Genomic DNA, 12,180 nt, shown 5'->3' with positions numbered 1-12,180 from the left:
CCGATCAACTGCCCGGACGCGTTAAACGCCACGGGCGCCCCACCGTGATGGTGGGGCGCCCGTGGTGCCTCAGCCGAGCGGGCTCAGCGGGAGGCGGAAGCTAAATGTTGGGCGTAGCGCCGTTCACTTAGAGCGGGCGGATGTTCTCCGCCTGCAGGCCCTTCTGACCCTGGGTCACGTCGAACTCGACGCGCTGACCCTCATCCAGCGAACGGAAGCCGTTGGACTGGATAGCGGAGTAGTGGGCGAAGACGTCTGCGGAGCCATCCTCCGGAGCGATGAAGCCGAAGCCCTTTTCCGGGTTGAACCACTTGACGGTACCTGTTGCCATGATTGTGTCCTTTCAAGACGGTGCACGCGAGACAAAGCACGCTGGTGCGCGGGTTGTACGGCCGCAAGGTTCGCGGCCTACGCGTAGCTGCGGGAAGTTCACCGCGGATTACAACGGTCAAGCCCGTCTAGGACATGGCACTGCAAATACTGCGTGAAAAACTACGACTACTACAGCTGCAACAGTACGCGAAAAAACTCGAAGAAAATACCCCTGCCCATTAATTCGTTCCCTTTTATAGCGGGGAGCGAACAGCAGGTGACTGGCCTGACTACGGCTGGTCGTAACGCTCCAGCACCAGCTCCACCAGTTCGGGCGGCACGGCCGCCCCGGGGAGCAGGAGCGGTTGGGACACGACGTCGGCCTCGCAGCCGGCCACGCGGGCCGCGAAGTGTCCCGGCGCCATGAGGTACGTGGCGACGACGACGCGGCCGCGACGCGCTCGACGCGAGAAGAATCCCCGCCGCGCCCGCTCGGCAGCCGTGGCAACGGCGTCGTTCACGGTCGGTTCCGCGGCCGAGACGAACGCCGGCTCCACCTTCCGGCCGATGTGGGCGCCGAGCAGCGAGGCCATCGTGTGGCAGTCGGCCACCCCCTGCGCGTCGGTGGAGCCGGCGCAGGCCAGGATGACCTGATCTTCGGCCCGCAGCCCAGCCTCCTCAAGACGGCGGGCCAGCACCGCGGCGAGGCGAGGATCCGGTCCGAGCGCTCGGGTGACCGTGGTGCCCTCCACCTCCCGGGCGGCCTCCGCCAGGTCATGGCGCGTGTGGTACCCCGTGGAGAGCAAGAGCGGGACGACGCGCGGCAGCGGGCCGGCCCCGGACAACACGGTGGGCACGGAGGGGGTCTGCACGTCCACGAAGGCCTCCTCGACGCGCAGCTCGGGGCGGGCCGCGCGCACGGCGTCGACGAGGCCGCGGATGGCTCGCTGGCCGGCCGGGCTGCCCGTGCCGTGTGAGGCGGCGACGAGGGTCCCGGCGACCACGGGCGGGATCCAGCCCGTCCACGCGTCGTTGGTGGCGGGGCGGTGGGTGGCGTCGGTCCGCGGCATGGTGAGGGCTCCCATCATTACTCCAGGCCGACGAGGACGCGGGCGTCGACCACCCGCACCGGGTAGACCAGCAGGTCAACATCAGCGGCATTCAGGCATTCGCCCGTATCCAGCCGGTACACCTCCTTGTGTAGCGGACTGGCGATCGTGTGCACCAGCTCGCCGTTAATATTGCGGCTGCCCATGATGCCCCGCGCCATGACATTGGCTCCGGTCCTCGGGCACTTCTGCGTGACCGCGAACAGGGACCCGTCGGCGAAGCGCAGCAGGGCGATCTGCTGGCCGTTAATCCACGCGGCCTCTCCCCAGCCGGGCTTCAGATCGTCCAACCAGCAGGCCTGGGCCCACGTCGTCACGCTCACGTCCTCGTTGATCAGAACAGTCATGTCTGGCTCCTTCCGCCGGTGCGTTCGGCAGCTCGGGATGGGATGACAACGAGCCTAGGCAGGCCGTGTTACGCCGAGGACGCCGCCGAGGTCTCGGCCGCGTAAATCGCATCTCACGGCGTGAGCGATCCTCCCGTGAGGCCGTTCCCGGCCTCCCGTCGGCGGCCACAGCGGGGTGTTTCGTGCGTATTTCTGGGTTCTCACCCGGGGCCCCGCGCGCCGCCACAAAGATGTTGCTGCGGCGTGACACCGCGGACACTGCCGGGCAAATCGCGGTTCCTAGGGTGGATCCCACGGTTCGGACGCGGCGGGATTCCGGCGGCGCCCACACCTGACACCACGCACTACCAGCGATCCAAGCGAGGTCACCATGAGCACCCCCACCACCTCCGGCCCACGCCGCATCGTCGTCGTCGGCGGCGGCCCGGCCGCCCACCGCTTCACCGACGCGATGAGCGCTCGCGGGCTCGACGGCGCCCAGGTCACGGTCCTCACGGAGGAGGCCCACGTCCCGTACGATCGCGTGGCCCTGTCCAAGGCGCTGACGCAGACGGACGTGGACCTGACGTTCGATGCCGGCCTGTGGCAACGGGACGGCATCCGGCTGGAGCGCCAGGCCAGAGTCGTGGACCTTGACCTCGCCGCCCAAGAGGCCGTGACGGCGGACGGGCGCCGGTTCCCGTACGACGAGCTGGTCCTCGCCACCGGGTCCAACGCCGCGACCCTGCCGATCCCGGGCAACGAACACACGCACGTGTACCGGTACCTCGAGGACGTGTGGGGCATTAATCAGCAGATCCAGGAGCTCACCGCGAAGTACGGGCGCCGGATCAACGCGGTCACGATCGGCGGTGGCCTGCTCGGCCTCGAGGCTGCGGCCGGCGTCGAATCCCTCGGTGCCAACCCCATCGTCATCGACGGCGGCCAGTGGCTCATGGGCACCCAGTTGGACGAGGGCGCGGGTGAGGCCATGGGTCGCCTCATCAAGAACAAGGGGTTCACCGTGCACAGCGGCGTGTTCCCCCAGGCCGTTCTGACCGAGGAGGTCGACGGCGAGGACCGCGTCGTCGGTGTGGAAATGGCCGATGGTCGCGTGATCGACGCGGACCTGGTGATCGTTTCCATCGGCGTTCGGCCCCGCGATGAGCTCATCCGCGCCATCAATGGCCGCGCCCGCGAGGCCGCGGCGGCCGCCGCCGGCACTAGCGTCGAGGAACTCGTGGGGACCGATCAGGAACCGGCCGCCGACTACGCGCCCGTCTTCCGCATGGGCCCGCGCGGCGGCGTCGTGATCGACGAGGCCTGTGCCACGGACGTCCCGCACGTCTGGGCCGTCGGCGAGGTCGCGAACTTTGGCGGATTCTGCATCGGCCTCGTAGCCCCGGCCAACACCATGGCGGAGATCGTCGCGGACCGGCTGGCGGGCGGGGAGGCAGCCTTCGATGGGTTCGACACGGCGACCAAGCTCAAGCTCTCCGGCGTCGACGTTGCCAGCTTCGGCGACGCCTTCGCCCGGGCCGACGGCGCGCTGGAGGTGGTCTACGCGGACCCGGCGCGCGGGGTGTACCAAAAGCTGGTGGTCTCCGACGACGCCAAGACGCTGCTCGGCGGCATCTTCGTCGGCGACGCGGCGCCCTACACGGCCCTGCGCCCGCTGCTGGGCCGCGAGCTGCCGGCGGAGCCCGGCGCCTACCTCTCCGCCGCCGGCGGTGAGGCGCCCGACTCGGAGCTGCCCGACGACGCCGTGCTGTGCTCCTGCAATAACGTCACCGCGGGCACCATCCGGGACACGGTCGGCGGCTGCGGCACGTGCGAGGGCCAGGACCCGGTGCAGGACGTCACCGGGGTCAAGGCGTGTACCAAGGCGGGCACCAGTTGCGGATCCTGCGTGCCGATGCTCAAGAAGCTCATCGAGACCGAGCTGGTCGCCTCCGGCGTCGAGGTCTCCAAGGCCCTCTGCGAGCACATCGAATTCTCCCGCGCCGAGCTGTTTGAGGCCATCCGCCTTGCGGATCTGCACTCGTTTGAGGCGGTCATGGAGCGCTTCGGCACCGGCCATGGCTGCGACCTCTGCAAGCCCGCCATCGCTAACATCCTGGCCTCCCAGCAGAATGCCCACCCGCTGGACGGGGATCTCGGCGGCCTGCAGGACACCAACGACCGCGCCCTGGCCAACATGCAGAAGGACGGGACCTACTCGGTGGTCCCGCGGATCCCGGGCGGGGAGATCACCCCGGAGAAGCTCGCGGTCATCGCGGACGTGGCTCAGCGCTACGGCCTCTACACCAAGCTCACCGGTGGGCTCCGGATCGACATGTTCGGCGCCCGCCTCGAGCAGCTGCCGGAGATCTGGAAGGAACTGGTGGAGGCGGGCTTCGAATCCGGGCAGGCCTACGGCAAGTCCCTGCGGACGGTGAAGGGCTGCGTCGGCTCCTCGTGGTGCCGCTACGGGGTGCAGGACTCGGTGAAGATGGCCATCGACCTTGAGCTGCGGTACCGCGGACTGCGCTCGCCGCACAAGCTCAAGATGGGCGTCTCCGGGTGCGCGCGCGAGTGCGCGGAGGCCAAAGCCAAGGACGTCGGCGTCATCGCCACGGAGGCCGGCTGGAACTTGTACGTCGGTGGCAACGGCGGCGCAAATCCGGCGCACGCTGTGTTGCTCGCCAAGGACTTGGATGACGAAACATTGATCAAGTACATCGATCGTTTCTTCATGTATTACATCCGCACCGCCGATCGCCTGCAGCGCACGGCACACTGGATGAATGACTTGGATGGCGGGATTGACCACGTGCACTCGGTCGTCGTCGAGGACTCCCTCGGCCTCGGCGAGGAACTGGAGGCTGCCATGACACGCCACGTGGAGAGCTACGAGGACGAGTGGGCCGCCACGCTGAAGGACCCCGAGCGCCTACGCCGCTTCCGCTCCTTCGTTAACGCCCCACACCAAAAGGACCAGGACCTCTCCTATGTCGAGGAGCGCGGCCAGCGGCGCCCCGCCGGCCCCGTGAGCCTCGGCGCCTCCATTCCCGTCGGCGCGGCCCGCGCCGGTGCACCGGCAGGCGGTGAGCTCTGATGCACGGCGTTGCTGCCTTCGGCTCGGCCCACCTGCGCGGCCACACCGTCATCGTGTGCGGCCGGGCCGGCGCCGCCCGACGCGCCGTGGCGCGCTACCGCAGCGCGGGCGCGGACGTGCTGACCGCCGTCGTGCCCTCAGAACTAGCCCTGCTGGGACCCTCGCTGCGCCGTGCCAGCTTGGTGGTGGGCGTGGACGACGGCGACCCCGGGTGGGACGTCTTGCCCGCGGTGGCCCGGGAACAGCGCACGCTGCTGCTCACGGAGGAGCCCGCCGCTGAGCACGGACACGTCACCCTCGTCGGCGGCGGACCGGGCGAGGCGGACCTGCTCACCGTCGCCGGCCGCAGGGCTCTGGCCGCGGCCGACGTCGTCTATTACGACCGCCTCGGCCCCGGCCGTGTGGTGGCCGACCTCGCCCCCGGGGCGGAACTGATCGACGTGGGCAAGACGCCCGGGCACCACAAGGTGCCGCAGGAGACGATCCAAGCGATGATGGTGGAGTCGGCGCTCGCCGGCCACGCCGTGGTCCGGCTCAAGGGCGGGGACCCGTTTGTGTTCGGCCGCGGCGGCGAGGAGGTGGCCGCCTGCCTGGCCGCCGAGGTGCCCGTGACCACCATCCCCGGGATCAGCAGCTCCGTCGCCGTGCCCGGCACGGTGGGCATCCCGGTGACCCACCGCGGGGTCTCCAAGATGTTCACCGTCGCCTCCGGGCACGTGCCGTTCAGCGACGACGAGTTAGAGCATCTGGCCGGGCTCGGTGGCACGCTGGTGATCCTCATGGGCGTGGGCACGCTGGCCCAAACCATCGCCGGGCTGCGGCGTCACGGGATGGATCCGGCGACGCCGGCCGCCGTCGTCGAGCGCGGGTACAGCGCGGAGCAGCGCTCCACGGTGGCCCGGTTGGATAAGCTGGCCCTCGCGGCGGCCGAGGCCAAATGCGCCTCACCGGCCGTGATTGTGATCGGCGACGTGGTCGCCGTGGGAAACGACTGGAAGCACTTGACCGCGGAGTTTGGGGGAGCGGCCAGGTCACTGGAGGACGTGCACGCGTGAATGATCAGAGCCCACCGGATGGCACGCTGACCGGTTTCCGCATCGGGGTGACCAGCGATCGGCGATCCGCGGACTTGATCGAGGCGCTGCAGCGCCGCGGCGCTGAGGTTCTGCATGCGCCGGTGCTGAAGATCGCCCCCATCGCGGAGGATGCCGAACTCTTCGCAGAAACGGACGCGCTGATCGCCGCCCGCCCCGACTACGTGCTGGTCACCACGGCGTATGGAATGCGCCGTTGGATCGACTCCGCGGACGCGCACGGGCAGGGCGATGCGCTGGCCGAGGCGCTGGAGCACGCGTCGATCCACGTCCGTGGCCCCAAGGCGCGCGGTGCGGTGCGCGCGGCTGGTTTTGATGACGACGGCATTAGCCACGACGAACGCACCTCCACGCTGGTGGACTCCGTGCTGGAGCGCGGGGTCGCGGGCAAAACGGTGGCGATCCAGATGCATGGCCATGCCGACCTGGACGACCTGCGGCGGCTCGAGACCGCCGGAGCCCGCGTCATCACGGTCTCCCCCTACCGCTGGGTGGTACCGGAGGGCAGTGCGGAGCAGGTCAAGAAACTGATCGACGCGATCATCGCCGGCGGGCTGGACGTGGTGACGTTTACCGCCGCGCCGGCCGTGGACGCCCTGTGGTCCGCCGCGCACGAGCAGGGGCGGTATTGGGAGCTGATCCGGGCCTTCCAGACCAGCGTCACGGCCGCCACCGTGGGGCCGGTGACCGCTCATCCGCTGCAGTCCGTGGGGATCGAGCCGCTGATCCCGGAGCGGTTCCGCATGGGCGCGATGATCCGCCAGGTGGTGGAACATCTTTCCGCCGCCGGGACGCAGCGGCTGACGACGGCGGTGGGCCCGCTGACGCTCCGGGGCAACCGCGTCACGCTCGCCGAGCGGACGGTGGAGCTGGGCCCGTCCCAGCTGGTGCTCTTCCGCGCGCTGGCCGAGGCCCGGGGAGCCGTGCTGTCCCGGGCGGATCTGATCGCCATTCTTCCGGAGGGCCAGGGCGATCACGCCCTTGACATGGCGGTGTCCCGGCTGCGCCAAGCCTTGCCCGAGCCCCAGCTGGTCGCCACCGTCATCAAGCGCGGATACCGGCTGAACGTCTAGCACGTCGGCGCGTCATGGCCTCGCAGCCACCGATCCGGCGCTGATGGTTAAGACTGCGTCAGGGCCGGGACGCGGCTCCATGGCGAGGACTTAGCGCGCCAAGATCTTGTCCAGCGTGTTGACGTTGCGCGTCGTGGTGCGCTCCTTGATCCGGGCGCGGTTCATGACCTTGGCCACCGGGTGATCCAGCGAGCTGCCCTTCGGCGTCTGCCAGAACAGCACGTCGCCGTGCTCCGCGAGGCGCTGACCCGCCGGCACCTGACCGAGGATCTCTGCCACCGTCTGCGCGTCCGCGGTGAACGTGACGTACGTGTGGTGAGCCACGCCGTCATGCACCTCGGTCGGCCCGAAAGGGCAGGCCTCACGCACGGCGGCCAGCTCCGGAAGGGTCTTGACGAAGAGGCGCGCGGCGAAGCCGAAGCGCTCGCTGATGGCGGCCTCAAGCCGGGTGGCGACGGCCTCGCCCGGCTCGTCCGAGGCGAAGCGAATGTTGCCGGTGGCGAGGATGGTGTGCACATCCGTCATCCCGGCTGCGCGCACGCAGTCGGCTAGGTCCGCCATGGCCGGACGCCGCCCGCCGACGTTGATTCCCCGCAGAAACGCCACGAATTCCGTCATGCGCTCAGTCTGCCGCAGGAACAGGCGCCGCAACAGGGCGCAGCGCCCGGTGGATGACGACGGCGGCCGCCACCGCCAGCGCCGCGCCAATCCCGGCCGTGAGCACCACGCCCGCATCGAACGCGTGGGCCGCATCCGCCAGCAGCGTGGCGGCCTGGGCGTCCGGGAGGGATTCCGCGACCTCGTGCGCGCCACCCAGCGTCTTGGCCGCGGCGACTTCCTGCGCTTCGGTGAGCGGCGCCGTCGTGCTCAATCCGCGGGCGTAGGCCGCGTTGAGTAGGCTGCCGAGCACCGCGGTCCCGAGCACGGAACCGCCCTCGTACGCCGTTTCCGAGATGGCTGACGCGGCGCCCGCCTTGGACGGCGGCACGGCGGAGAGCGCCAAGTCGTTGGAGAGGGTCTCGGCGAGGCCGACGCCGGCGCCCAGCAGGCAGAACCCGAGCAGCAGCAGCGCGTCCGACCCCGTGGCCCCCACCGTGGCGACGATCGCGTAGGCCGCGGCATTGAGCAGCAGCCCCACCACCATGAGGTCCCGCACCGCGAAGCGGCGGGCCAGCTGGGCGGCGGCGAGGCCGGACACGATAGAGATGACCAGGCCGGGGATCATGAACAGGCCAGCGTCCAGCGGAGACCGGCCGGCCACCAGCTGGAGGTGCTGGGACAGGAAGTAGATGAAGCCCACCATGGAAAACACGCTGAGCAGGTTGACCGTGAGCGCGCCGGAAAACACGGGATTGCGGAAGAGGCGCACGTCCAGCATGGGGCTCAGCCCCGGCTTCGCGGCGCGCGCCAGCTGGCGGCGGACAAACCACCAGCCACACGCGAGGCCGAGGGCGACGGCGCCGACGGCAATCAGCGGCTCCTGCCCCTTGGCCGCGGCCTTGATGCCGAAGACCAGCGGAGTCAGGGTACCGATGGCCAGCAGGATGCTGACGGGATCGATCGGGCCCGGTGACGGGTCCTTGGATTCGGGGACCAGCACGGGGCCGGCGGCGAGGAGGGGCAGCAGCATCGGCACCGCGAGGAGGAAGACGGAACCCCACCAGAAGTGCTCCAGCAGCCAGCCTCCCAGGACGGGGCCGAGGACCGCACCGCCGGAGAAGCCGGTGGCCCAGATGGCGATCGCGCGGCGGCGTTCGTGGTCATCGGTGAAGATGTTGCGGATGAGGGAGAGCGTGGCCGGCATAAGCATGGCGCCGAAGAACCCGAGCAGGGCGCGGGCGGCGATCAGCATCGAGGCGTCCGGGGCAAAGGCCGCCAAAACGGAGACCATCCCGAACCCAGCGCAGCCGACGAGCAGCAGGGCGCGCCGGCCGATCCGGTCCCCGAGGCTGCCCATCGGGACCAGGAGCCCGGCGAGGACCAGCGGGTAGATGTCAATCATCCAGAGCACTTGGTCAGCGTCTGGGGTGAGCGCGCGGGTGATGGCCGGCACCGCGAAGGTGAGCACCGTGTTGTCGACGGAGACCAAGAGCACGGGGAACATGAGCACGGCCAGGGCGAGCCACCGGCGGGTGCTGGTGGTCTCTGGGGCGGTGTCGAGGCGCTCAGTCATGCGGGCTCCTGGCGATGCAGTGGGGTCACGGAGGAAGCCGCGGGGCGGCTCGACCTTAACTGTACCGTCTGGACGGTTTAACGCAAGCGAGGGAAGTCGCTAGAGTGGCACGTATGCCCCGACCCCCAGCCGCCCGTGAGAAATTGCTTGCCGCATACTGTGAGATCGTCGCCGGGGAGGGCGAGCGCGCCGCAACCCTCGACGCGGTGGCGGAGCGCGCCGGAGTCTCCAAGGGCGGGCTGCTGTATCACTTCAAGAGCAAAGACGCGCTGGCGGACGCCGTGATCGAGGGGCTGCATGAGACGGCGGCGGCGGACCGGGAGCTCATGGCCGCGGCTCCCGAGGGGCCGGCACGCTACTTTGTGCGCGGCTCGCTCGAGGCCACGTCGGACGTGGACACCTACTTCAACGCGGTGCTGCGGCTGGCGACGGCGCAGCATCCCGGGGCCACGGATGCCCTCGCCGCGATTCATAACGAGTGGCTGGCGCTGATCCGCGACGAGGTGGGGGACGAGGCGGTGGCCGAGGCCATCATGCTGATCGGCGACGGCCTGTACTACCACGCGGCCCTGCCCGGAGCGGGCGACGCCGCGTCCACCGCCAGTCACTTCCGCTCCCGCGTGGAACACGTGCTGGAGCAGGTGGAGGTCCTCCGGGCCGCGGCCGCGCGCCAGCGCTGACCGTGGCCCGGAGGCAGCCCCGCTCTAGGTGAGCGACGCGGCGGCCTGGTGCAGAACCTTCGCGGCCACCTCGAGCCCCTCAATGCGGCCGAGCTCGGTGTCCTCGTGTTCGATGTTGACCATCATCTCCGGGTCCACCTCCTGCAGGGCCTGTAGGAAACGGGCCCAGAAGTCGACGTCGTGCCCCTTGCCAAGGGCCACGAAGTCCCACGCGGAGCGCTGTGGCCACTCGTTGACCCACTCGTGGTCACCGATCTGGGTGCGCGGCTCGTCCGCACTCAGGCGGCGAAAGCTGTTGTCCAAGACGCCTTGCACCGCGGCGTGCGGATTGATGCGCACGTCCTTGGCCGCCGCGTGGAACACCCAGCGGCCCAGGTCCTGCACCACGGCCACCGGGTCCATCTGCTGCCAGAACAGGTGCGAGGCATCCAGCTCCACGCCGATGTTGGTGGTGCCCGCTCGCTCGATCAGCTCGCGGAAGCTGGCCGGGTTGAAGACGAGGTTTTGCGGGTGCAGCTCCAAGGCCACCTTGACCCCGTGCTCGCCGGCGAGGGCGTCAATCTCCGCCCAAAAGTCCGCGGCGACGCCCCACTGGTGATCCAGCTGGTCCAGGGTGGCCGAGCTCCACGCGTTGACCGCCCAGTTGGGCCGGGTGCCGCCCGGCTCTCCCGCGGGCAGCCCGGACATCGTGACCACCCGGCTCTGGCCGAGGCGGCCCGCCAGCCGCACGGACCGGCGCACATCCTCGGCGTGCACGGGGCCGGTCCGCGGGTTGGGGTGCAGGGGGTTGCCGTTGCAGTTCAGCCCCGCGAGGCTGACGTTCGTGCCCTCGAAGTGGCCGAGGAAATCGTCCCGGGCCGCGTCGCTGGTGAGGATCTCGTCGATATTGGGCACGTGGGTCGGCGGCAGGAAACCGCCGGTATTAAGCTCGAGCCCGGTGAGGCCGAGGTCGCTGATGACCTGCAGAGCCTCGGGCAGCGAGCGGTCGTGCAGGATCGCGTTGTAGACGCCGTACTTCATAGGGAGATCTTCTTTCCGTTGCTGTGTGCCGACTGGACCACGGCGTCGAGGATGCGCATGTTGTGGACGCCGTCGTCGAAGGTGGCGTTCGGTGGCAGGGCCGTTTCCAGCCCCGCCACCTCGTCAAGGAAGGCGCGGGCCTGGTAGCTGAACGCGTCGTTCTGGCCGAACCCGACGCCGGGGGCGTCCATCGGGAGGCCGCCCGCCACGTACGCGTGCTGAGGCCCCAGGTTGATGGTGCGGTAGCCGTTGGTGGCCCCCGGTCCGTCGGCGATGAGCACCTCGATCTGCGTGGGAGTGAGCTGATTGAAGCGCGCGGCACCGCGTTCGCAGAAGACCTCGAAGGTCAACGTGTTGGGGTGCCCTGCCGCGACCCGGGAGACCTCGAGGCTGCCGGTGGCGCCGGGGAACTCGACGCTACACGTCGCGTAATCATCGTTCTCGACGGGTGCGGTGTCCTCGAGGAGCTGGCCGTGATCGTGTCCCGTCACGGCTCCGGCGGGCAGGTGGCGCTGGGTGATGGCGGTGGCCAAGCGGCCCCCGCTGACGGAGACGATCTCCCCGGCGAGGAACTCGGCGACGTAGGACAGGTGGCTGCCGACGTCGGCGAGGGCGCCGCTGCCGGGGCCGCCCTGATAGCGCCAGCTCATGGGAGCCTGCGGGCTATGCCCGTAGTCCGTCCAGTAGCGCCCGGAGAAATGCAGGACGTTCCCGAGCGTGCCGTCCTCGATCAGGTCGCGGATGGCGGCGATGCTGGGGGTGCGGCGGAACGTCAGGCCGATCCGGGCGATCGAGTCGGCCTGACGCGCCGCGGCCGCCATGGCCTCGGCGTCCTCGAGGGTGTCGGCCAGCGGCTTTTCGCACAGGACATGCTTTCCCGCGGCGAGGAGGCCTTCGACGGCCTCGCGGTGGAATCGGTTGGCGATGACCACGGACACGACGTCGATGTCCGGATCGGCGGCGACCTCCTGCCATGAACCGAGCGCCTTTTCGTACCCGTAGCGCGCGGCCACGTGCGCGGCCAGCTCGCGATTGACGTCCGCCACGGCCACGTAGCGCAGGGGCGGTAGGTCAGGGGCATAGAGGGTCGGCGCCGTGCGGTAGCCGGCAATGTGGGACAGTCCGGCCATGCCGGCGCCGATGACGGCGATCCCGATGGTGTTGTTCATGAGCCCTCCTCGGGCTGTAGTCGCGTGGATCGTGACGATGGTCAGGCGCTGTGGTGACCTCGTGAGGCGGATCACTATGGAGCGCTCCAAACGAGAGTAAGCGGCGGCCGCGGGTCGGTCAAGCGCT

General features: G+C 69.7%; 11 protein-coding genes. 4 read left to right on the top strand and 7 right to left on the bottom strand.

Annotation, left to right across the window (positions count from 1 at the left end; all coding sequences use genetic code 11):
* Positions 1-127: 127 nt before the first annotated feature.
* The 3 genes from cspE to nirD form a co-directional block, all read right to left on the bottom strand.
* Positions 128-331, bottom strand: coding sequence for a transcription antiterminator/RNA stability regulator CspE (gene cspE / locus IW252_RS05615; RefSeq protein ID WP_196835661.1), 204 nt, complete (start codon positions 329-331; stop codon positions 128-130).
* Between the two features lie 271 nt (positions 332-602).
* Entirely contained in the window at positions 603-1,382 is a 780-nt protein-coding gene (locus IW252_RS05610; RefSeq protein WP_196835660.1) for a sirohydrochlorin chelatase, read from the bottom strand.
* A gap of 17 nt (positions 1,383-1,399) precedes the next feature.
* Entirely contained in the window at positions 1,400-1,768 is a 369-nt protein-coding gene (nirD, locus tag IW252_RS05605) for a nitrite reductase small subunit NirD (protein ID WP_196835659.1), read from the bottom strand.
* Positions 1,769-2,138: 370 nt separating this feature from the next.
* On the opposite strand from nirD, the gene nirB reads away from it, so the two are divergent.
* From nirB to IW252_RS05590, 3 genes are read left to right on the top strand one after another with little or no spacing between them, the layout of a single operon-like run.
* Positions 2,139-4,844: a nitrite reductase large subunit NirB gene (gene nirB / locus IW252_RS05600; RefSeq protein ID WP_196835658.1), complete on the top strand. Its 2,706-nt coding sequence runs from the start codon at positions 2,139-2,141 to the stop codon at positions 4,842-4,844.
* Positions 4,844-5,899 (top strand): uroporphyrinogen-III C-methyltransferase, encoded by a 1,056-nt coding sequence (gene cobA / locus IW252_RS05595; RefSeq protein WP_196835657.1) that lies wholly within the window; start codon positions 4,844-4,846, stop codon positions 5,897-5,899. Before nirB ends, cobA begins: the two co-directional genes overlap by 1 nt.
* Positions 5,896-7,011: a uroporphyrinogen-III synthase gene (locus IW252_RS05590; protein ID WP_196835656.1), complete on the top strand. Its 1,116-nt coding sequence runs from the start codon at positions 5,896-5,898 to the stop codon at positions 7,009-7,011. Before cobA ends, IW252_RS05590 begins: the two co-directional genes overlap by 4 nt.
* A gap of 90 nt (positions 7,012-7,101) precedes the next feature.
* On the opposite strand, the gene IW252_RS05585 is transcribed toward IW252_RS05590, so the two are convergent.
* On the bottom strand, positions 7,102-7,629 hold the full coding sequence (locus IW252_RS05585; protein ID WP_196835655.1) for a DUF1697 domain-containing protein: 528 nt from the start codon (positions 7,627-7,629) through the stop codon (positions 7,102-7,104).
* Between the two features lie 4 nt (positions 7,630-7,633).
* The gene (locus IW252_RS05580) at positions 7,634-9,184 is read right to left on the bottom strand and encodes an MFS transporter (RefSeq protein ID WP_196835654.1); all 1,551 of its coding nucleotides are present in this window, start codon (positions 9,182-9,184) and stop codon (positions 7,634-7,636) included.
* Positions 9,185-9,297: 113 nt separating this feature from the next.
* Here IW252_RS05580 and IW252_RS05575 point away from each other — a divergent pair, with 113 nt between their 5' ends.
* Positions 9,298-9,864, top strand: coding sequence for a TetR/AcrR family transcriptional regulator (locus IW252_RS05575; protein WP_196835653.1), 567 nt, complete (start codon positions 9,298-9,300; stop codon positions 9,862-9,864).
* A gap of 24 nt (positions 9,865-9,888) precedes the next feature.
* Here IW252_RS05575 and IW252_RS05570 read toward each other — a convergent pair whose 3' ends face one another.
* Together IW252_RS05570 and IW252_RS05565 are read right to left on the bottom strand one after the other, a co-directional pair.
* Positions 9,889-10,884 carry a sugar phosphate isomerase/epimerase family protein gene (locus IW252_RS05570; RefSeq protein WP_196835652.1) on the bottom strand — a complete coding sequence of 332 codons (996 nt, stop codon included), beginning with the start codon at positions 10,882-10,884 and terminating at the stop codon, positions 9,889-9,891.
* Entirely contained in the window at positions 10,881-12,053 is a 1,173-nt protein-coding gene (locus IW252_RS05565) for a Gfo/Idh/MocA family protein (protein WP_196835651.1), read from the bottom strand. The genes IW252_RS05570 and IW252_RS05565 overlap by 4 nt, the downstream gene beginning before the upstream one ends.
* Positions 12,054-12,180: the final 127 nt, after the last annotated feature.

Source organism: Zhihengliuella flava, assembly GCF_015751895.1.
In the GTDB taxonomy this organism is placed as follows: domain Bacteria; phylum Actinomycetota; class Actinomycetes; order Actinomycetales; family Micrococcaceae; genus Zhihengliuella; species Zhihengliuella flava.
Note: the sequence above shows the minus strand (reverse complement) of the source record. Positions and strands in the feature narration are given on the sequence as shown.

Coding starts and splice junctions, on each gene's coding strand:
- cspE (WP_196835661.1), bottom strand. CDS start 331: ATGGCAACAGGTACCGTCAAGTGGTTCAACCCGGAAAAGGGCTTCGGC.
- IW252_RS05610 (WP_196835660.1), bottom strand. CDS start 1,382: ATGCCGCGGACCGACGCCACCCACCGCCCCGCCACCAACGACGCGTGG.
- nirD (WP_196835659.1), bottom strand. CDS start 1,768: ATGACTGTTCTGATCAACGAGGACGTGAGCGTGACGACGTGGGCCCAG.
- nirB (WP_196835658.1), top strand. CDS start 2,139: ATGAGCACCCCCACCACCTCCGGCCCACGCCGCATCGTCGTCGTCGGC.
- cobA (WP_196835657.1), top strand. CDS start 4,844: ATGCACGGCGTTGCTGCCTTCGGCTCGGCCCACCTGCGCGGCCACACC.
- IW252_RS05585 (WP_196835655.1), bottom strand. CDS start 7,629: ATGACGGAATTCGTGGCGTTTCTGCGGGGAATCAACGTCGGCGGGCGG.
- IW252_RS05580 (WP_196835654.1), bottom strand. CDS start 9,184: ATGACTGAGCGCCTCGACACCGCCCCAGAGACCACCAGCACCCGCCGG.
- IW252_RS05575 (WP_196835653.1), top strand. CDS start 9,298: ATGCCCCGACCCCCAGCCGCCCGTGAGAAATTGCTTGCCGCATACTGT.
- IW252_RS05570 (WP_196835652.1), bottom strand. CDS start 10,884: ATGAAGTACGGCGTCTACAACGCGATCCTGCACGACCGCTCGCTGCCC.
- IW252_RS05565 (WP_196835651.1), bottom strand. CDS start 12,053: ATGAACAACACCATCGGGATCGCCGTCATCGGCGCCGGCATGGCCGGA.